The 20,129-nt window shown below is 60.8% G+C and carries 21 protein-coding genes; 12 read left to right on the top strand and 9 right to left on the bottom strand.

Annotated elements, in window-relative coordinates; translation table 11 throughout:
* Positions 1-94 precede the first annotated feature (94 nt).
* Positions 95-718: an isochorismatase family cysteine hydrolase gene (locus HDE77_RS17020; RefSeq protein WP_184419110.1), complete on the bottom strand. Its 624-nt coding sequence runs from the start codon at positions 716-718 to the stop codon at positions 95-97.
* Between the two features lie 166 nt (positions 719-884).
* Here HDE77_RS17020 and HDE77_RS17015 point away from each other — a divergent pair, with 166 nt between their 5' ends.
* From HDE77_RS17015 to HDE77_RS16990, 6 genes are all read left to right on the top strand, one after another.
* Positions 885-1,772, top strand: coding sequence for a LysR family transcriptional regulator (locus HDE77_RS17015; protein ID WP_184419109.1), 888 nt, complete (start codon positions 885-887; stop codon positions 1,770-1,772).
* Positions 1,773-2,156: 384 nt separating this feature from the next.
* Positions 2,157-2,606: an Ohr family peroxiredoxin gene (locus HDE77_RS17010; RefSeq protein ID WP_184419108.1), complete on the top strand. Its 450-nt coding sequence runs from the start codon at positions 2,157-2,159 to the stop codon at positions 2,604-2,606.
* Between the two features lie 102 nt (positions 2,607-2,708).
* Positions 2,709-3,410 (top strand): SDR family oxidoreductase, encoded by a 702-nt coding sequence (locus HDE77_RS17005; RefSeq protein WP_184419107.1) that lies wholly within the window; start codon positions 2,709-2,711, stop codon positions 3,408-3,410.
* A gap of 172 nt (positions 3,411-3,582) precedes the next feature.
* Entirely contained in the window at positions 3,583-4,758 is a 1,176-nt protein-coding gene (locus HDE77_RS17000; RefSeq protein WP_184419106.1) for an MFS transporter, read from the top strand.
* Complete coding sequence (locus HDE77_RS16995; RefSeq protein ID WP_184419105.1) at positions 4,758-5,399, top strand: HAD family phosphatase; 642 nt, start codon at positions 4,758-4,760, stop codon at positions 5,397-5,399. The genes HDE77_RS17000 and HDE77_RS16995 overlap by 1 nt, the downstream gene beginning before the upstream one ends.
* On the top strand, positions 5,392-6,198 hold the full coding sequence (locus HDE77_RS16990; RefSeq protein ID WP_184419104.1) for a DeoR/GlpR family DNA-binding transcription regulator: 807 nt from the start codon (positions 5,392-5,394) through the stop codon (positions 6,196-6,198). The genes HDE77_RS16995 and HDE77_RS16990 overlap by 8 nt, the downstream gene beginning before the upstream one ends.
* Positions 6,199-6,268: 70 nt before the next feature.
* Here the strand turns inward: HDE77_RS16990 and HDE77_RS16985 are convergent, their stop codons facing one another.
* From HDE77_RS16985 to HDE77_RS16975, 3 genes are all read right to left on the bottom strand, one after another.
* A complete protein-coding gene (locus HDE77_RS16985) occupies positions 6,269-6,508 on the bottom strand; it encodes a hypothetical protein (protein WP_184419103.1) in 240 nt (79 codons plus the stop codon).
* A 440-nt stretch (positions 6,509-6,948) separates the two neighbouring features.
* Positions 6,949-7,884 (bottom strand): DUF2950 family protein, encoded by a 936-nt coding sequence (locus tag HDE77_RS16980; protein ID WP_184419102.1) that lies wholly within the window; start codon positions 7,882-7,884, stop codon positions 6,949-6,951.
* A 48-nt stretch (positions 7,885-7,932) separates the two neighbouring features.
* Positions 7,933-9,288 carry a DUF3300 domain-containing protein gene (locus HDE77_RS16975; protein ID WP_184419101.1) on the bottom strand — a complete coding sequence of 452 codons (1,356 nt, stop codon included), beginning with the start codon at positions 9,286-9,288 and terminating at the stop codon, positions 7,933-7,935.
* A 560-nt stretch (positions 9,289-9,848) separates the two neighbouring features.
* Here HDE77_RS16975 and HDE77_RS16970 point away from each other — a divergent pair.
* A complete protein-coding gene (locus HDE77_RS16970; protein WP_184419100.1) occupies positions 9,849-10,880 on the top strand; it encodes an AraC family transcriptional regulator in 1,032 nt (343 codons plus the stop codon).
* Between the two features lie 21 nt (positions 10,881-10,901).
* On the opposite strand, the gene HDE77_RS16965 is transcribed toward HDE77_RS16970, so the two are convergent.
* Positions 10,902-12,293 carry a PLP-dependent aminotransferase family protein gene (locus HDE77_RS16965; protein WP_184419099.1) on the bottom strand — a complete coding sequence of 464 codons (1,392 nt, stop codon included), beginning with the start codon at positions 12,291-12,293 and terminating at the stop codon, positions 10,902-10,904.
* A 314-nt stretch (positions 12,294-12,607) separates the two neighbouring features.
* Between HDE77_RS16965 and HDE77_RS16960 the strand changes: the two genes are divergently transcribed.
* Together HDE77_RS16960 and HDE77_RS16955 are read left to right on the top strand one after the other, a co-directional pair.
* Positions 12,608-12,988, top strand: a complete 381-nt coding sequence (locus HDE77_RS16960; RefSeq protein ID WP_255482779.1) for a hypothetical protein — start codon at positions 12,608-12,610, stop codon at positions 12,986-12,988.
* A 5-nt stretch (positions 12,989-12,993) separates the two neighbouring features.
* On the top strand, positions 12,994-14,265 hold the full coding sequence (locus HDE77_RS16955; protein WP_221444330.1) for a lipase family protein: 1,272 nt from the start codon (positions 12,994-12,996) through the stop codon (positions 14,263-14,265).
* 167 nt (positions 14,266-14,432) lie between these two features.
* Here HDE77_RS16955 and HDE77_RS16950 read toward each other — a convergent pair whose 3' ends face one another.
* Positions 14,433-14,837, bottom strand: a complete 405-nt coding sequence (locus HDE77_RS16950) for an MliC family protein (protein WP_221444329.1) — start codon at positions 14,835-14,837, stop codon at positions 14,433-14,435.
* Between the two features lie 246 nt (positions 14,838-15,083).
* Here HDE77_RS16950 and HDE77_RS16945 point away from each other — a divergent pair, with 246 nt between their 5' ends.
* Together HDE77_RS16945 and HDE77_RS16940 are read left to right on the top strand one after the other, a co-directional pair.
* Positions 15,084-15,524, top strand: a complete 441-nt coding sequence (locus tag HDE77_RS16945) for a lysozyme inhibitor LprI family protein (RefSeq protein WP_184419098.1) — start codon at positions 15,084-15,086, stop codon at positions 15,522-15,524.
* Positions 15,525-15,816: 292 nt separating this feature from the next.
* The gene (locus HDE77_RS16940) at positions 15,817-16,098 is read left to right on the top strand and encodes a hypothetical protein (protein ID WP_221444328.1); all 282 of its coding nucleotides are present in this window, start codon (positions 15,817-15,819) and stop codon (positions 16,096-16,098) included.
* A 138-nt stretch (positions 16,099-16,236) separates the two neighbouring features.
* Here HDE77_RS16940 and HDE77_RS16935 read toward each other — a convergent pair whose 3' ends face one another.
* Together HDE77_RS16935 and HDE77_RS16930 are read right to left on the bottom strand one after the other, a co-directional pair.
* Positions 16,237-17,355 (bottom strand): FAD-dependent monooxygenase, encoded by a 1,119-nt coding sequence (locus HDE77_RS16935; protein ID WP_184419097.1) that lies wholly within the window; start codon positions 17,353-17,355, stop codon positions 16,237-16,239.
* 138 nt (positions 17,356-17,493) lie between these two features.
* Complete coding sequence (locus HDE77_RS16930) at positions 17,494-18,441, bottom strand: helix-turn-helix domain-containing protein (protein ID WP_184419096.1); 948 nt, start codon at positions 18,439-18,441, stop codon at positions 17,494-17,496.
* Between the two features lie 204 nt (positions 18,442-18,645).
* Here HDE77_RS16930 and HDE77_RS16925 point away from each other — a divergent pair, with 204 nt between their 5' ends.
* Positions 18,646-19,275 carry a WHG domain-containing protein gene (locus tag HDE77_RS16925; RefSeq protein ID WP_184419095.1) on the top strand — a complete coding sequence of 210 codons (630 nt, stop codon included), beginning with the start codon at positions 18,646-18,648 and terminating at the stop codon, positions 19,273-19,275.
* A gap of 173 nt (positions 19,276-19,448) precedes the next feature.
* Here HDE77_RS16925 and HDE77_RS16920 read toward each other — a convergent pair whose 3' ends face one another.
* Entirely contained in the window at positions 19,449-19,928 is a 480-nt protein-coding gene (locus HDE77_RS16920) for a nuclear transport factor 2 family protein (RefSeq protein ID WP_184419094.1), read from the bottom strand.
* Between the last annotated feature and the right edge of the window lie 201 nt (positions 19,929-20,129).

The following is a 20,129-nucleotide window of genomic DNA, read 5'->3' as shown; positions in this document are numbered from 1 at the left end:
ACGGAGTCGATTCCGGCCTTGGCATCGAACCCGACTCGCTGCGCCCCGTGACTGGCCGCGGAAGAAGAGACAATACGCCATTGCCGGCCCTCGCTTACTCCGCCAGGCTCGCGACGAGCTCGTCCGTCGTCACGATCGAGTGTGCGAAGGTGGGGCCATTGAGCTCATGCGCGGCATGCATCATCTCCGGTTTGAACGCGGCCGTGGCATCGCGGACCAGCGTGACGTGGTAGCCCATCTCACTTGCATAGCGTGCCGTGCACTCGATGCACGTGTTCGCCAGAAGGCCTGCGACGATGACGTGCGTGATGCCCTTCTGCTTCAGGCGGAAGTCGAGGTCAGTGTTGGCGAACCCGCTCGAACCCCAATGCTCATGCACGATCGTGTCTCCCGCCTTCGGTGTGAAGTCCGGATGCCATTCACCACCCCACTCGCCGCGTGCGAAATGGTGACCCTGGAACACCCTCTTCTGGTTGGGATTGGGGTGGTCCCAATTTTCATAGTCGCCCGGCTCCCAGCGGCGATGCGGAACGAAGAAGACGGGAACGTTGTGGTCGCGCACCTCACGATCGAGCTTACGCAGGTTGTCGAGTAGCCCGACTTGGTCGGCAATCGGCTTGATGAAGGGAAAAACCTTGCCACCATCGGACAGGAAATCGTTGTACGGATCGACCAGCAGATAGGCAGCTCGGTTGGCGGGATACGTGGTCTTGGACATGGCGTGTCTCCTGGAGGCTAGAAGTACCGGTCGCCGCCGAGTGGAACTGTTCTTTTGCGCGGCGCATGGAACGGGTAGAAATTAGGCCCTTCCGGATCCACCCACTAGGCGGTAAATTCGGTAGGCATCCTTCCACCGGTGAAAGGCTGTGGACCGACTCGAAGCCATGACGATCCTTTTGGCAGCGGTGGACACGGGTAGCCTTTCCGCGGCCAGTCGCCAGCTGCACATTCCGCTGGCCACCGTCAGCCGTCGTGTGTCGGAATTGGAAGAACACCTGCATGTCCGCCTTTTGTTGCGAGGCACGCGCAAGCTCACTCTGACCGATGCGGGTCGTGATTACGTCGCCTCGTGTCGGCGCATCCTGGAAGACCTCGTGGAGGTCGAGCGCACGGCGACGGGCGAGTATCGCTCGCCCCAGGGAGAGCTGATCATCAGCGCACCGCAGGTCATCGGCCGTCATCATGTTGTCCCCGTGCTGGTGGAGTTCCTGCACGCGTATCCGGAAATTCGCGCGCGTATCCAGCTGAGCGATCGCGTCGCGAACTTGCTGGAAGAACATGTCGATGTCGCCGTACGCCTCGGCGAACTTCCCGATAGCGATATGGTGGCCACGCGCATAGCACTCATCAGCCGCGTGCTGTGTGCCAGTCCCGCCTACCTCAAATCACACGGCGCACCAAAAAATCCAGACGACCTTCTCTCACACGATTGCATTACCTACGAGGGATATTCCGCCGCAGACAAATGGGAGTTTCGTTCGGGCCAAACCTCGCAGGTGGTTCAGGTATCCTCGCGCCTCACTGTGAATTCGGCAGAAGCAGCAGTCATCGCTGCCATCGCCGACGCCGGCATCGCCCGCGTCCTGTCGGACCAAATCGTCGACCCACTGAAGTCAGGGGCACTGGTCCGGTTGCTTGAGGCATTCGAACCCACGCCCATGCCCGCAAGCCTGGTGTATCCGCGACAACGCCACGTACCACTCAAGCTGCGTGCATTCCTGGACTTCGCAACGCCACGATTGCGCGAACGCCTTTGCTATAAAAATTCGTAAAGTCCTCAGGTCAGGCTTTTCACGAAGGCGGCGCCCACTCCTGGTCAGGTGAACGCGGACGACGCGCTCGTCTTCCGCATCGCGCAAGCGCTCCACAAAGCCCATTCCCTCCAGCTTCTTGAGCATGGGAGTGAGCGCGTTCGACTCAAGAAACAGCTTCTCGCCGAGCCCGCTCACTGTTCAGCAGGATGGTCAGGGTTTCAAGTCGGTCCATGCCCTCTCACCTGTGGAAGGTTGCCTCTCAAATCTACCGTCTAGTGCCTCGATTTGGAAAGTTCTAGCCTTTCCATCCATCCGATCACCCCATGAAAGAGCGACTCCTCTCGGGGACGATCGGCTCACGCGATATATGCCCCCCAAAAAACCTCTTGTGAGGAATGTCTCATGATCAAGATCGAAAAAGTCCGTTACTCCGGCTTGGCCCACACCAAGGTCAACCGTGACCCCGCCGTTCAGCGTGGCGAGCATGGCGTCGTCGACATCAAGGTGTCGGCCGCGGGTGCAAAAAGCTATGAGTTCATGGCCGCCGAACTGCATCCCACCATCGAGCAGCTTTTCGCAGGCGCGTGGTCGGCCTGCTGGATTACCGTCCTGGGTGCCGCTGCCTCGATGAAGAAGGTCGCGCTGCCCGCAGACACGTCGGTTGACCTCCAGGTCAATATGGGCGAGACGACCAGCCCGGCTTGGTCCCTTGGAGCCAAGTTCACCGTCCGCATTCCGGGCGTGGACCAGGCCATGGCGGAAGCTATTGCGCACTTGGCTCATCAGCTGTGCCCTTACTCCCAGGCAACGAAGGGCAATATTGAAGTTGTCACGGAAGTGATCACGGCGTAACGCATGGCCCAGCCGGTTCGTCGTGCCATCGGCGGACGAACCGGTTCACGACCGGCTTAAAAGCGACGCTCCTGCTGCTTTTCCCCACCCTTGGAGTTTCTTATGAAAATTGAAAACGCTACTGTCCTTGTCACCGGAGCCAATCGCGGGCTCGGCCTGGTCTTCACACGCGAGTTGCTCGCCCGCGGCGCCCGCAAGGTCTACGCCGGCGCGCGCGACCCCGCAACGATCACGCAGCCTGGTGTTTTGCCCTTGCGACTCGACGTCACCAACCCGGACGACGTGGCGGCAGCCGCAAAACAGGCGTCAGACGTAACGCTTGTGATCAACAACGCCGGCATCGCTCAGTCCGGCGGCTTTCTTGCAGCGGATAGCGTAGACGTCACGCGACGCATTTTCGAGACCAACTTTTTCGGCATGTTGCACATGAGCAAGGCCTTTGCGCCGATCCTCAAGGCCAACGGCGGTGGCGCGTTGCTCAATGTGCTGTCGGTGGTCTCGTGGGTGAGCGGCGCGATGGCCGCCTATTCGGCGAGCAAGTCTGCCGCGTGGTCGCTCACCAATGCCCTGCGCCTCGAACTGGCGGCGCAGAAGACGCAGGTGCTGGGACTGCACATGGGCTTTGTCGATACCGACCTGGCGCGCGAGTTCGATGCCCCGAAGTCGAGTGCTGAGGAAATCGTCAAACGCGCGCTCGACGGACTCGAATCGGGCCTGGACGAGGTGCTGGCCGATGAACGCACCGTGCAAGTGAAGCAAGGCCTGACGGCGACCAGACCCAGCTACTTGCCGCAGGCCTCCTGAAGCAGCATTCGATCGCAGGGCCTCCTTGAGGTACCGATCCCCCGTGCTACGTCACGCTAGTCGTCATTGACAGCGTCGACCGCACTTCGCGACGACTTGGCGTGGTGAATCGTTTGCACGTTTATGCACGTTTGTATATATTTGTCCGCAATATTGACAAGGTAAACTACGTGTGGAAACGACCCCTGACCCCGTCGCTGTCAGCGACGGTGCCGCTTCGCTCCCCACCGCGCGGCGGGCCACGCGGCTGATCTTTCTGGTTTCCGGCATAGCCATGTCGACCTGGGCGCCGATGGTGCCGTACGTCAAGGTTCACCTCGGGCTGAACGACGCACAGCTGGGTGCGGCGCTGCTGGCGTTCGGTGGCGGTTCGATGCTGTCGATGCCATTCGTGGGCTGGCTGGCGCACCGGTGGGGTAACCGCGCGGTGATCGTGTCGGCCGGACTACTGATGTGCCTGGCATTGCCCGCGCTCGCGCAGGTATCCAGCGTCACAATGCTGGTGGGCACCTTGCTCTATTTCGGGGTGATGCTGGGTGCGGTGGACGTGGCGATGAACGCCTATGCCGTCGAGGTGGAACACCGCAGTGGCGATCGCCTGATGTCCGGTTTTCATGGGCTTTTCAGCGTGGGCGGCTTGTCGGGTGCCGCTTTGCTGAGCGGCCTGCTGGCGCTTGGGCTGGCGTTGCCCGGCGCTGCCATCACGATCGCGATCGCACTGGCTTTGACCGTGTTGTGGCTGCGCAATGGCTTGCGTGGCGATACGTCTTCGTACCGCGTGGATATCGGGCAGAAAAGCCGGCTCGGCATGCCGCCCGCGCGTGCGTGGTTGCTGGGCCTCATGTGCTTCGTCAGCTTCATGGCCGAAGGGTCGATGCTGGATTGGAGCGCCCTATTCCTTCGCGACGTACGGGGCATGCCACCGGCATCGGCCGGCTTCGGCTATGCATGCTTTTCGGTGGCGATGGCGGCCGGACGCTTTTCCGGCGACCGACTGATCGCGCGTCACGGTCCGGTATGGACGGTGCGCGTAGGTGCCGGCGTTGCGGTGGCGGGCTTTCTGCTGGTGGCCTGCGTACCGCTGACGATGGCGACATTGCTTGGCTTCGTGCTGATCGGCCTTGGCGCTTCCAATATTGTGCCGGTGATGTTCAGTGCGGCCGGCCATCTGCCTGGCACGCCACCAGCAGTATCGATCGCCACCGCGACCACGCTGGGCTATGTAGGCTTGCTGAGCGGGCCGGCCTCGATCGGTTTTGTAGCGCATGCCAGTAGTTTGTCGGTCGCTTTCGTGGCGATGGCCGGATTACTGGCGCTGGTGGGTTTGTCGGCGAGGATGGTGCGGTGATGGGCGAACGTATCGATACGGTAATTTTTGATCTTGGGAACGTGCTCATCGGTTGGGATCCGCGACGCTTGTTCCGTCAATTGATCGAAAATGATGCGCAGATGGAATGGTTCCTGCGCGAAGTGTGCAACAGCGAATGGAACGAACAGCAGGATGCCGGCCGTCCGTGGGCCGAAGGGACCGCGCTGCTCCGTGCACGCTTCCCGGAGCATGCCGGGCTGATCGACGCCTATCATTTGCACTGGAAGGAGACCCTGCTTGGCCCCATCGAAGGCAGCGTTGAGATATTGGCGGAACTGAAGACGCGCGGCGTGCGCCTGCTGGCGCTCACCAACTGGTCGCAAGAGACGTTTCCGGTCGCGCGGCAGCTTTATCCCTTCCTGCAGTGGTTCGAAGGCATTGTGGTGTCCGGCGAGGAAGGCCTGGTGAAACCTGATCCACGCATCTACCAGCGACTGTTGGAGCGCTATGCGGTCGATCCCGCCACGGCACTTTACATCGACGACTCTGCACGTAACGTGGCGGCGGTCGAGCCGCTGGGCATGCATGGCTGGTGGTTCCACGATCCGGCTGGCCTGCGCGAACACCTGGTAGAACTCGGCTTGCTCGAACGCGGAACATGGGCGATGAGCCATGGCTAAGTCCCCGCCTTCAATCGACGATCGCAATGTGTTTCCGGGGGAGCGTCAGCAGCGGATCCTGGCACGGTTGCGCAACGAAGGACGCGTCGTGGCGGCCGAGCTGGCCGAGGCATTCGAGGTATCGGAAGATTCCATCAGACGCGATCTGCGTGAACTTGCGGCACAAGGCTTGTGCAAACGCGTCTATGGCGGCGCGCTGCTGCCCGCAATCACGCTGACGCCGCTTAAGCAACGGCGCAATGAGCACCCACTGCGCAAGCAAGCGCTGGCACGCCAGGCTGTGAGCCTGGTGAAGCCGGGACAGACACTGTTGATCGACGCCGGCACCACCAATGTCGCCATCGCAGCGGCGCTGCCGATGGGCATCGGGCTCAGTGTGATCACCAATGCGCCGCATATCGCGCAATTGCTGTTGGATCGCGAAGATTTCGAAGTGCTGCTGGTCGGCGGCCGCATCAGTCCTTCCATTGGCGGCGCCATCGGCGCGCAGGCAGTGGAGCAAGTGAGAAGGCTACGCGCAGACCTGTGCTTTCCCGGAACTTGCGCCATCGATGCCGCACACGGTCTGTGGGGTTTTGACAGCGAGGAAGCGCTATTCAAACGCGCAATGATCGAAGCCAGCGACGAAACCGTGGTGGTGGCCACTGACGACAAGCTGGGCGCGGTGGCAGCATATCAGGTGGCCGATCTCGCGCGAGTTCAGCATCTGGTCGTCGAGCGCTCAGCCGACCGCGCCACGCGTACGGCATTCTCGAAGCAGGGTGTGATGGTGCATCGCGCGGATGCAGTATCGGGTTGACCAACGATTGAGCGCACTCTTCTCCGGGGAGGACGAGAGGGGCGCGAGCGAAGGCGCCTGGCCAGCCCTGTCATAGGCGCATGAGTGACGCCCACGCGGTGTCGTAAATGCATTCAATCGTCGATACAGCTCCATTGCGGGCGCCGCAGCGCGGACAAGGGGGCGGATCCCTATCCGGATGGCTGTCGAACGCCAATATCTCGCCATAGACGAAGCGGCAATCGGCGCAAACGAATGGCTGGTTGAAATCGTTGTCCATGGAAATACTCGCAAGTTGCTTTGATTCGATAGCATTCTTGCGGAGCCACATGCGTGACGATTTCCAATTTCCACGCAACTTTCCAATTCGCATCATTACGTGCGCGATATGTTCCTATCGGAATGACTGGAAGCGGCGAATCCGAATCGAGAGGCCCTTACGAGGAAATGAAGACGAGCGGGTGATGCATTTTGCAAGCGGCGGCAGGCTGCCGATGCGCGTCGGGGACATCGAACAAGCCTCAAATGGGAGATGAGATATCGATGGGCGCGCGAACGCGCACGAACTCATGGATCTCCCGTCGCACGCCGAGGACCCATTTCAAAAGGGCAATCTGCCTTGCTGTTTCGCGCGCAACGCTACGCATGACTCTAAAGGAGCACGCTCGCCGACGTGCAGCAAAGGACATTGGCAGGGACACTGCAAAAAAACCCGACACCACTCCGGTGTCGGGCCTCAAGTACAAACTGCACATCCTTTGCGTTGATGTTCTAGTTTGCTACTTCCCAACCATCCTTGGCGTTGTAGGAATGGATAGCCGAGGCGACGGTCGTTGTTGTCGCACCCAGATCCTTTTGATAAAGGACACCATCGCGGTCGATGAGGAAACTCATGATGCCGGTGTTGCCATAGCTGACGGGGCTGGCGAGCACCGCAAAACCGCCGGTCATCTTGCCGTTCACCACGAAGCTCGATGTGCCGGTGTTGGCGCTCGCCTGCTGCGCCGTCAGGATGCGAAATACATAGCCGTCGAACACCTGGCCGCCACCAGCGCAGGAAGTGCAGACCTGCAGGTCGCGCAGATCGCCGAGCGGACTTGGCGACTCGTCTTTGCTTGCTGGCCAATACAAACCATCGTGTGCGCCTGGCTTGCTGATGATACGCGCCGCGTACTGCCGCTCTTTCACTTTGTATGCCTCTTCCGCGCCAGCGATCGCGTTGATGGCATCCATAGCGAGCAGTTCGTTGCCGCCAATGCGGCGCGCCTGTATTTCATCCGCGCCAGCGAAGCCGTCGAAATGCCAGCGTTGAGCACCATCCTGTTTGAGCGGAAAGGGATAGGCGTAGTTGTCCGCACCGACATAAAGAATTTCGCTGCCATCATTCAGGCGTGCCCACCGATGCATCACGTCGTATTTGCGCACGAAGGCTTTTTGCGCGTTGGCGTCTTCGGTCTGATCGCCGGATGAGAATTTCGGGGCCGCGGGACCGAGGATGGTGGCCACCGCGAAGTCGTCATCGGAGCGAACGGCATCCGCCAAGGCCTGGCCGGCCTGTTCGGGCTGGGAAAAGTATTCCTGCGAGGACTGCGCGATCGCCTGATTGACGTGCAAAAGCCCCATGCTGGCGGCGATCGCCATCGCAAGCGTACAAACCGCGCGCGCACTGACTCGTTTCGTGTGGCTGAGAGAAACAACTGCTTTCATGATTCACCTATAAAAGTTGGAGATTGAGAGTTCCCGGCACAAGCGAAATCAACGACGGCGGCCGCCGCCCCAGTGCGGCGCCTGACGAGCGCGGGCCATGCTGGCGTGCCCGCGAAAACTCTCGGCACGGCTGGACGCACCATTGCCGTTCCAGGCCGAGCGAGGACGATTGCCGGCAAACGAGTTGAAGTGCCCGTCGTCGCCGCGATCTTGCCAACCACCCGGCCGATTGCCCGCTGGGCCGCCACCGAACGCGTGCGCGTCTGCGTCATGCGAGTAAGCATCGCCGTGTGGCCCAAAGCCTTCGCGAGCGGCGCCCGCTGGGCCGTAACCATCGTGCTTCCATGTGTCGCCGCCATCGGCGGGATAGCGCCGCGCCAACTGATTGTCGTAGCGATGCATGGCATCACTGCCGGGCGCGAAGCCGTGCGGTCCATAGCCATAAGGGTGCGGCCCATAGGGCCACGGCCCATGGGGACCCGGCCCCCATGGCCGGTAACCGTTATAGGAGTAGCTGTTGCCGTGCCAGATATTGTTGTGGATGTACGTGTTGTGGATGTACGTGTTGTTGATGTACGTGTTGTGGTTGTAGATGACGGCGCCACCACCACCGATGCCACCACCACCCCACCGCACATTCCATGCATTGAAGCCCCAGTTGAAACCCCCGCCTATGCCAGCAATGCCGACCCCGCCGCCCCACCCCGCACCAATGACGATGCCTGCGCCAAAGGAGATGGTGGGTGCGACGGCCACGAAGACAGGTCGGTAATACGGCACGACAAAGGGTGCGCCGTAAATCACCGTGGGGTTGTATTGCGGCACATAGACGACTTGCGGATTGGCCGGCTGGATGACGATCGTCTGCGGCGCCTGTTGCACCACTCGAATCTGCGGCGTCGAATGCAGGTTGCCCGCGGCCTGTGCTTTCGCGCGCATCGCCTGCACCGCATCCATCACGTCCGCCGGCTGGTTGTGATAAGCCTGCCCAAGACCGGATGTCCAGGCGAGATTTTGTGCCAGATCGGCCAACACGCCAGGGAACTGCGTGAGTGCCTTGACACTGGGATCCCACGACTGACTGTTTACAGCGGCAGCGAGCGCGATACCGGTAAGAGAACTGTGTTGGCTCAACCAGTAGCTGGCGATGGCAACCTGATCGGGAAACGTGGCGGCGTTCAGGCACTGCGCCACCAGTGCGTCTGGATACAGCGCGATAGGTGCCACCAGCGAGTCGAGCTGATCGGGTGGCAGCGGGGCCACCGAGGTTGCATTTGAGTTTGTCTGAACGGCGGCAGGCGGGGTCGAATCGGTACCGCTCGCAACGGCCGTCGTCGCGGCGACGGCAAGGCCGATGGCGCATGCCAAGGTCGTAAGGGCATGGGTGGTGCTGTTGATGATCATGTGCCACTCCGGAAAAGTTTGACGGTTCTTCCGGCGGCAGACCTGTTCGCGACATCAAGTGCACGCGGCTACCCCACCGGTAAGAAGGAGCGCAGTCTTCCACGTGGGTGGCGATGGCCTTTCCCGATACGCACCGCCTTTTTTCACTGCGCATGATTCGTTTCCAAATCGAACGGTGCGCAGCGAACAGGCTTGGGCGCAGAGCGTGATCAGCCCAGCTTCACTCCGGCCACAGCGCTCGCCCGGCAGCACAGCGTCACATGAAGCGCTGCCGCGATCAGGCCTGGCCCCCATGGATCGGATCAGGAAATCCATACAATTAGCGTGCCATCGTTATATGACGCGGCGCTCGGCGAACTCAAGCCCACAAGCGGCCTTTGCGCGGACTATGAGCGATATATCGCCGGGTTGCGCGAGCCGTTGGCGGCCCGTTCAGGACAAAATTGCACTTGACACGCCAAAATTGTATGCATACTATTTTCTGACTTTAGCCACATTATCCAATCAATGTGCAGAGCAGCAGGGGTTAGGTGACTTGTCCACCTCGGGAGGAAGGACAGATGCATCAGATCTACGCTCAAATGACAACGATGTCTTCGCAAGGACATCGCGGTCATCGCCACACCGCACCGGTTCGTCATGTAGCCGCCGTCCACAGCGAGTTGTCATGGCGCCTGCCGGAAGTGGACGTCGAACGCAGCGGACGCCAGGTGGTCGCCTCGTACTGGAGCGATCAACGCGAAACGACGCGCGACTATGCGGCACGCAATCCGCGTGGCTACTACGTGGCCAGCCTTTTCATGCGGACGACGCAGCTAGCACTGTCCACCGATGCCGGCAAGATCCATCAAGGCGAATGGCGCAGCGGCAGCTTTCTATTGAGTGCGCCAGGGCAGACTTTACGCGCGCAGTTCGATACGCCTTGCGAGATTCTGCACCTGCATCTGTCCGAGGCCTTCATGCGCCGGATGGCCGAGGCTTCGAATGGTCTGCACTTGTTGGGCGGCCTTGCATCGGTGGGCGTGTCTCAGGACGATGCGATCGCGCAGCTCGGGCGCGCCCTGCTGGCCGCCGACGACAAGATGTGCGGTTGGCAATATGCCGAGCGGGTGGCTGCCGCCATGGTGTCACGCTATTTCCACCTGCTGACGCAAGCCCAGCTGACCGACGGTCAGCCACCACGACGCATTGCGTTGCCGCGCTGGCGACTGCAGCGCGTGCGCGAGTATGTGCAGCTGCACCTGGGCCAAACCATCACGCTGTCGGATATGGCCGCCGCAGCGAGCCTGTCACCCATGCATTTTGCGGCACAGTTTCGTATCGCCACCGGCCAGCGTCCACACGACTATCTATTGGCCTGTCGGATCGATCGCGCAAAGACGCTGCTGGCAACGACGGATCGCGCACTGATTGACATCACGCTGGATGTGGGCTTTTGCACGCAAGCGCACTTCACTACCGTGTTCAAACGCTTCACCGGTACTACGCCGAGTCTTTGGCGGCGCCATAACTATCGTCCGGCGTCGCTCATCAGCGAGGTTCCGCGCGCCAGCGCGGAAATTCTCCAGCTACGCCCTTCGAAAAACGACTGATCCGAAAAGCCCTGCTCGCTTTCAGACAACAGTCGAAGACATCATGGGCAACTGCGTGAGCAGATCAGCAACCATACCCAGGCCGTCCGTGAGTTGCTGACGCGATGTATTGGCTCCCAGGGCGATGCGCACCGCCTCGGGCGACGGCCCTACGCTGAATGCCTCGCGTCCTACAATGCCCATGCCGGCGTGGCGAAGGCCACCGACGAATTCGCCACTGGTCCATGGCTCAGGCAAGCGCAGCCATAGGTGGAAGCCTTCTGCGGGCATCGCCAGCTGCGTGCGAGGTAGCATGCGGCGAGCGATCGCGCGCCGCTCGGCCGACTCTTCCCGGATGGCGCGCATCACCAGCGCGGCCGTGCCATCCTCGATCCAGTGCGAAGCCACCGCGGCACTGAGTGGAGCCACCGTGCCTGCCGTCGCGCGCAACACGGACGTCAGGCGTGCGGCAGTCCAGGCATTGGGCGCCACCAGATAGGCCATCTGCAGTGCCGGCGACAGGCACTTGGCGAGGCCCGCGATGTGATACGTCAGATGGGGCGCCAGCACAGCCAATGGCGGCGGCGAGAGCTCCGTAAGCGCGCCGTAGTCGTCGTCCTCGACGATCGGCACGTCATACCGGGTCGCCACCGCTGCTACCGCTTCGCGGCGAGCCAATGACAGCGTGATGGTCGTTGGATTGTGCAGCGTCGGCATGCAATAGAAGGCCTTGGGGCCTTGCTCCCGAAATACCGTCTCCAGTGCTTCGGGTATCACGCCATGCTCGTCCATCGCCACCGGCACCAGCCGGATGCGCAACAGCGCAGCCAGCGCGCGTATGCCCGGATGAGTCAGTGCTTCGACCGCCAGCGTGTCACCGGGCGACATGAGCAAACCAAGCACGGCATGCAGGCTCCCCTGCTCGCCCGAACACACGATCAGGCGATCTGGCGACAGGTCAGGAATACGCGGCGTCAGCCAGCGCGTGCCTACGTTACGACCATGGCTGGTGCCGCCCGGCGGCTGGTAACGCATCAACAGATCCGGCCCGATGGCTTCCACGCTGCGCATGCTTTGCCACATGCGTGAATACAAAGCGGCGTCGTCGAATTCGGGCGGATGGTTCATGCTCATTTCCACCGCGCCGACCGTCACCGTGCGCGGTGGCGGCAAAGGCCGCTTGCGCACGAACGTGCCACGGCCCACTTCCGTGTCCACCAGTTCGCGCCGGGCCGCCTCGGAATAGGCCCGGGTAACCGTCGTGAAGTCGATGCCGAGCCACGACGCCAGCGCCCGCATCGTTGGCAGGCGGTCGCCGGGAGAGAGTCGTCCCGCCTGAATGTCCCCTGCAATGGCATCGGCGATGGCCTGATACATCGGGCCCCGGTTGGCCGGCAGGCTCGGCGTCCAGCTCAATTCGCGGAGTTTTGGCATCGCGGCACTCAAATGTATGGATTCTTGTGTTGCATTGTATGCATCACAGTCGCCAAGTCCACCCCACCCCCAAGACCCCATGTCCTTGGCAGCCGAGCATTCAGCGGGCCGAAAAGCAGTGCGCCATGCGACGACCGTTCGAATTTGAAAGCGTGCCTGCCAATCGAAAAGGCCGCCGCAGGTGCTGTCGCCACAATGCGCCATGCCTACCAAGGTCATGAGCAAGGTGCATCAGCACTCTGTCACTGACTCACGGGCAGCCACCCGCTGGCCACCAGCCAAACTCTCATGATCACTTGTCCCATACCGACGCCATGAAACTTGCACACCGCGCCCTACCCTCTACGCCCGTAACGGCGGACACCCGGATCTGTCGCAGCAGAGCGCTCGATGAAGACATCTGCGTGCACATCCTCACTGCATCATCGGTCATGGTCGGCGTATGCCTGACCGTGGTTGGCATACTTCGCATGGTCATCAAGTTGCGCAGCCAGGACGTGACCGGCGATGACCTGCTCTCCATCAACGCCATGTTGTATCTGCTGTCGGCGTTGCTGTCGTATTGGGCATTACGCACGCGCAATCGCAAGCAAAATCACCGGATCGCCTACGCGGCAGACGGTGTCTTCATCGTTGGCATGGTCTTCACCCTGATCAACACCGGCTTCATTACGTGGGCCATGGCCGCAGGATGAGCGCGATGCCTACGAACCAGCGGTCTCAGGGCACAGCGATGACTGTAGAGCCGAAAAAGTCCTTCGCCAAAGAGCGCCGACGCGTGGCCAGCGCGCTGGCTTTGGTGATGCTGACACTGGCCGGCGCAAGCTTGGGCGAGGCCGTACTCGGCATCGACCAGGCGCACGCCAGCGATGCGTTCTACACGTATGACGTGCAACAGGCGCAGGGCGTGCCTGGTTCCATCATTCGCATGGAGCCGATGAGCGGTGCGCCCTTGGGTGCCAACGCTTATCGCGTGTTGTATCGCTCGATGGGCCTGCACGGCGAGCCGATCGCCGTTTCCGGGGTGGTGGTGATTCCGGCAGGCGTTGCACCTGCCGACGGACGTCCCATCGTGGCCTGGGCTCATCCCACCACCGGGGTCGTATCTCGCTGCGCGCCATCTGAAGCGCTTTTCGTTTTCCAGACCATGATGGGCCTGCGCGACATGGTGCGACACGGCTACATCGTGGCGGCAACGGACTACCCAGGGTTGGGTACCGCAGGGCCGCATCCCTATCTGGTGGGCGTAAGCGAAGCACGTGCGGTAATCGATGCGGTACGCGCGGCGCGGCAATTGCCCGGTGCGCAAGCCAGTGATCGGTATGCCGTGTGGGGACACTCGCAAGGTGGTCAGGCCGCCTTGTTCAGCGCCATCATTGCGCGCGAATACGCACCCGAACTACGTCTGCAGGGCGTCGCTGCTGCGGCGCCCGCGACCGACCTGAAGACCTTGCTCCGCGATGATGCGGACACCGATGGCGGCCGTAACGTCACCGCGATGACGCTATGGTCATGGCAACGCGTCTATGGCGCACCGATCGATCAGGTCGTGCAACCCGCCGCGATGCCTGCGGTCAATGCGCTAGCCAACGAATGCATCGAATCAATCTACGACATGGTGCTACGGCATTACTCGCAACGTCCGCTCGAACAGCAGTTTCTTTCCGTACCCGATGTCACTCAACTGGAACCCTGGCATTCGCTGCTTGAGCAAAACATTCCTGGCACGCTACCGTCTGATATACCTGTACTGATAACCCAGGGTGCCGCCGACCGCCTCGTCCTGCCCGAGGTCACACGCTCCTATGTGCAGCGCCTATGCGCCGCTGGCAGCACGGTAATGTATCAAGAGTGGGCCGGTGTCCATCATGGTCTTATCGGCAGCGACAGTGCGATGCAGGCGGTTGCCTGGATCGCCGATCGTTTCGATGGCAAGGCTGCCCCCAACACCTGCACTGCCGCGACACCTTGAGCAAACGCAAGCAGTCCCTCCGTTCGCCCCGAGGGTAGCGCAGCGAAGTCGAAGGGCACTCGACACGTGCCCTTCGATTTCGGCACTACAGGCCAACGCTCAGGGCGAACGGAGTGAGGGTTTGGCCGAAATCCAACAGCACCCTGGGCCTTTGTTCAGGGCGCCTGCTACTTCGACTGACATCCCCGCAGCACCGGTTTATCGGCGCTGACACGCGTGTCATAAAGATCGCCGCCCCGACCCTTGCTCCACCACGTTACGAAGCCGGCCTGATAGCGCACGCCGTCTGCGGACATGCCGTTCACCAGCAACATCGGCCGGCCTTGCACGGGCAGCAGTGCAAAACTCTGTCCGTTGGTTGCATTCCAGTACGTCACCCTGAAACTTTGACCACCGACACATCGGTACGTGGCAACAATCGGTCTACCCGTCTGGATTTGCGGCACTACCAGCGGTGGTGACTGGTATTGGGAAGAGGATGGGGCTTGAGCAAGCCCCGCCAGCGGTATCGCGAGAAGCAGCATCGCGCAAAGGCGATAGCGTGGACGTAGCAGGACAAAGTCGTGGCACATGGCGAACAACCTCATTTCGTTTGAAAGCTTATGGTGATATCTGCACGCCATCTTCTACTTTCCAGTTGCCACGCCGTCTTTCCAATACGAACGATGGTTATTCATGCATCACCATTTATCTGCTCATGCAGATCATAAGACCGTGCATTTGTGCAAAGCGCCACAGGTCTACAACAACACAATGAAGGCGTACGTCCGCACAACTCTCCATGACGAATACAACGCCTAACCCGAGGACAATGATTCATGAATCAGTCCACCCATGCAGCCCACTCCCCGCAGCTAGCCTCTCTGGATGGTTACAGCGCACGCCGCGCACTGTTTTCAATACTTTTACTCGCTGCAGCAAGTGTTGCACATGCCCAAGTGGCAAGCTTCGATTGCGGCAAAGCATCGACGCGCGCCGAGAAGGCTGTGTGCGCATCGCCCGCGCTGGGTGCCAAAGACGTGACACTGGCGGCCTACTTCCAACTGCTATTGCGCTTGAAACCTTCCGCCGCTGGCATGGCGTACCGCGAATTCGACGACATGCTGCGCAGCGACCAGCGCCAATGGCTAAAGGCACGCGAGGCCTGTGAGGCTGACGCCGCCTGCCTGGATCGCGCTTACGACCATCGCATCGACACCCTGCTCAAATTGTTCGACGCGAATGCAGGCCTCACCTTTGGTCGCCACATAGCGGATTAAGCGCCAGTAGCAGATCCACGCGTCTGCGCCGTGGCATTTGAAAAAGCCGCGTGCGGTAAGGAAAACGCGAGGCTGCCGAGCTGCCTACCATAAGCTCACAGGTCATCAAGCGATCGAGTGGTAGTCACTCCGGAGCAGCGCCTACCGGCACGCTCCATAGCGGCACCCGATGAAGGATTGCTATCGCCGTCGACCTCGTATCGGCAGCTCGCCGAACAAGGATGTCTCATTCCATTCCCGACCCGGCGTGGTCGGACCATTTTCTTTCACTATCCGACGAGAGTTCATCAACATGAAGAAAGCATTTTTGATCGGCGCCCTGCTTGGCGCTGCCTGCACCTTTGGTTGCGCCACCATGGCCCAGGGAGCGCCCCACGTGGATATCGGCAACCGCCACGGCAACCTGCGCAGCGCGCAGGAATACATTGTTCAGGCGTGGCAGCTTGTCAGCGACGCACAATTCGACAACGACTCACGCCTCGGCGGTCACGCCGGCCGTGCCAAGGAACTGCTCACCGAGGCGAATGAAGAGCTGCGCCTGGCCGCCGACGTGGCCAACGAGCACGGCCGCTAAGCCTCGCCAAGAGAGGAGACCACCGACACGCATGGACCATGCAAGCATGGGCCATGCGTTGTCTTTCGTGCTTGTCTTGCATGAGACCAAAGGCAGATGCGCGCTGTACACCTGCCATTGCGCGGGGTAACGCTGGGCTTAAAGCAAACCGTCGAGTGAGATACCGTACTTCGCGGCAGTGAGTTGATCATCGGGGACGTGACCGCGGCGCTCCATGTCCACCAGCTCCTGATTGAGCTTCACGAAAGGCCGCATGCGCTCCTCATAGGCGGCGAACGCCAAGGCGAAATCTTCAGGGGTTTGCGCCAATGCTTTGGCCAGGATCAGCGCCCCCACCAGCGCCAGGCTCGTACCCTGCCCCGAGAACGGCGACGCGCAATAGCCAGCATCCCCTACCAGCGCGACACGACCCTGCGTCCAGCCCGGCATATGGATTTGTGCGAGATCCCCACAATAGAACTGGGACGTATCACGCATGGCGTCGAGCAGCTGCGGGAAATAACCGCCGAGATGCTTGCACTTCGTTGCAATCATCGCCTTCTGAGCGGCCACGTCGTTACGGGACACCTCGCCAGGCTCCGCGCCGAATCCCACACCCACCCGCAACTGCGTCTGGTCGAAGCTGGGGTAAATCACGTAGCCGACCGTCTCTTCGCGATGAGCGAGCTGCCAGCTCTGCAGGTCGATCAGGTTCGGCGTCGTGAACAAGGCCATCGTGACGCCTAATGGTTTTACAAAAGATGTATCGCTGCCAAACACCAGCTTGCGCACATTGGAGTAAACGCCATCGGCACCGATCACAAAGTCAAAATGTCGGTCGGGGTGACTGCGAAAAGACACGGCGTTGCTGTTTGCATCCTGCTGGATGGCGGTAATGCTGTCGCCATAGATGTACTCGACATGCTCACCCACCTGATTCAACAAAAGCCCGCAAAGATCGTCGCGGAAGATTTCGATATCGTCGCTATCCAGACGGCCTGCGCTGAAGGTTCGCTCCTCCGTACGCTCGATCTCCCGACCCTCGGCATCCACAATCGACATGCCGCCTAACCTTGTGCGGCGAGCATAAACGGCATCGTGGAGACCCATGGCCTTCACGACGTCCAATGCCACGCCACGAATATCGACGGCCTGGCCTCCGCTGCGCAGCTCGGGCGATCGCTCAATCAACGTTGTGGTGAACCCTTCGCGTTGCAGCCAATAAGCGAGTGCGAGCCCGGCCACACCGCCACCAGAAATAAGTACGGTGCGATTCATGCAGCACCCCGCGCAAGAAAGGGTGCCTTGGTCGATGTGCGATGTCGTTTGTTGGTCATGAGTCGGTTACCTATGACGGGTCGATAAGAAAAGGTCTATAGCCCGATGGTTGAGAAGCGAGGCCTGGTTGCGCCGCGATCAATGCATGTCTTGCACGCGATTTCGACGCCACTGCATGGGCGTGGTGTACTCGAAGTTCTTGAACACCGTGGTGAAGTGCGACTGGGTGCGAAATCCCACGCTGATGGAAATATCGATCAGCGAGCGCGTCGTATCCATCAACAACACTTTTGCCTGCTGGATACGGCACTGAAGTAGATAGTGATGCGGACGAAGTCCCGTGGCTGCACGAAACTGCGCCGCGAAATGCATGGCGGACATGCCTGCGGCCGCCGCCATATCCGCGAGGCTGATGGCGTCACTCACGTGCTCCCGGACGTAACTGACCACACGCTGCAGGCGCCAACGCGGCAACCCATTGCGTACAACGGCAGCAGCCGGCACCGTGCGCTGCGCAAACAACACACTGATACGCGCCACGATGGCATCCACCAGGTGCCTGGCAAAAGCAGGATCGTGCGCATCCAACGCAGCGCAGAAGAGCATCTTTGCCAGTTGCAATAAAGGCGCGTCGACACATGTACCCAACTCGTGAGGGGTCATCGCAAGGGGCAAATCACTCGCCACACGTGAACGCCAATAGCGAACAGGCACATGCAGAATCAACGCCTCTCTGGCGGCGCGCCATTCGGTGCGCACGCCCTCTTGTGGGGGACTCACATGCAAACAGCCCTCGCTCACCTCGCCGCAGCTGATCCACTGCGCTCCCAGCTTCACCGAGAGCGCGCACGGCCCCATGAAGATCCGCGCGACGATCGTATCGGCCGGCGTGAAAGCGGTCTGCGTGCACGGGCCACGGGGCTCGTGCCGCGCTAGCGACGCGCGAACCTCGTCAGCACCACCATCGACCGCAACAAATTCACAGGGACTCGCCAGATCGCTTTGGCCGTCTGGCTGACCGCCCGCAGCCGCCGAGGGCATCCGCAGGCGTTGGTCCATGGGGTGGTGATCGAACTGCACGTACATATCGGGTCTCCCACCAGAGCTGCTGTGGCCTGGTGATCGCTCTCTTGGTCGGGTATCGCCTTTGACTAGAGGTGACGGTGGGGTTGGCCTGCGGCGCGGCGTTATGAGCAGCCGCGGGCCTCATATCTTTACAGTGTCTAGATAGCTTAAATTCGACTGCAAGACCTTGTCAAGTAAAATCTTTACAGTGTTAAGATTGAATCCATGAAAACGACCCCCTACCACCATGGCGCCTTGCGGGAGGCCCTTCTTGCGGCCGCCGAAACCATCATTCGGCGAGACGGCCTGCCTGCACTTACCTTGCGCGCAGCTGCTCGCGAAGCCGGTGTGTCGCACGCAGCGCCCTCCCATCATTTCGGCGATCTGCCCGGCCTGCTGACCGAGCTGGCAGCCGTGGGATTTGCACGATTCGCCGCGCAACTGAAGGAGATCAACGCATCGCCCCATCGCAAGCGCTGGGATGGCGCGCGCGCCTACGTCGCCTTTGCCGGAGCGAACCCTGCCCTCTTCCAATTGATGTTTCGCTCGGACCGCCTGGACATCAGTCGTCCATCGTTTGTCGCAGCGCGCGCGGAGGCCTATAGATTGCTGGCTCAGGCACGCGGTGTCGTCACCGACACACCCTCCGTCGAAGAGTTGGGCAACATCATCGGCGGCTGGTCCCTGATCCACGGCTTCTCCATGCTGCTTTTGGACGGCCGTCTCAAACCAGTACTCGCTGCGGCACCGAAAGGAACGAGCATGGATGATCTATTCGAAGCCGTGCTCGCATCCACCGACCGCAAATCGTTCGGACCTACGGATGAATCGTTACCCGCGTCTGAAGGAGGATGAAGGTGCCCCAGGATTCTGTGGGCCAGCGAGACGCTCGAAAAACGCGGACGCCGCGGAACGCCTGGCCCTGACCATTAAATATGTCGCGATGATGTCCTGCAGTCCCTATGCCTTGGCAGACAGGTTTGCGCCATGCGGCTGCGCAAGACGGCGCCCTGGGATCGTAACCCTGCCTACAACCCAAGCTCACTAAGGCCCGGGTGGTCATCTGGACGTCGGCCCAGGGGCCAGTGATATTTACGTTCTGATTCCTGGATCGGCATATCGTTGATGCTTGCATGACGATGCTTCATCAAGCCGTCTTCGCCGAACTCCCAGTTCTCGTTGCCATAGGAGCGGAACCAGTTCCCTGAATCGTCGTGCCACTCATAGGCGAAACGCACGGCGATCCGGTTGTCATTGAACGCCCACAATTCCTTGATCAGGCGATAGTCCAGCTCTTTTTTCCATTTGCGTTCGAGGAACGCCTTCGCCTCTTCCCGGTTGTTCGCGAACTCCGCGCGATTTCGCCACTTGGTGTCCAACGAATAGCCGAGCGCCACCTTGGCCGGGTCTCGGGAATTCCAACCATCTTCGGCAAGACGGACCTTCAGAATGGCCGTTTCACGCGTGAACGGGGGAAGCGGCGGCCGTTGTTCGGTAGATGAAGACATCGCGACTCTCCTGGGCTGGTTAGTGTGAATGGCGTTTCGGACTACTGCGGTGGACGGACCCTATGTCGAACATTCTCTCGGCGCTATCATCAAGAAGTATGATCCCAGTGGAGTCGAACAGGCGCGTTAAGAGACATCGAACACCGGTGGCCGCTTTCGTTGACCCAAGACGGTAGCTTCCCGGAGGCCCCAGCGCGATTT

The organism is Rhodanobacter sp. MP7CTX1 (genome assembly GCF_014205795.1).
In the GTDB taxonomy this organism is placed as follows: Bacteria; Pseudomonadota; Gammaproteobacteria; order Xanthomonadales; family Rhodanobacteraceae; genus Rhodanobacter.
Note: the sequence above shows the minus strand (reverse complement) of the source record. Positions and strands in the feature narration are given on the sequence as shown.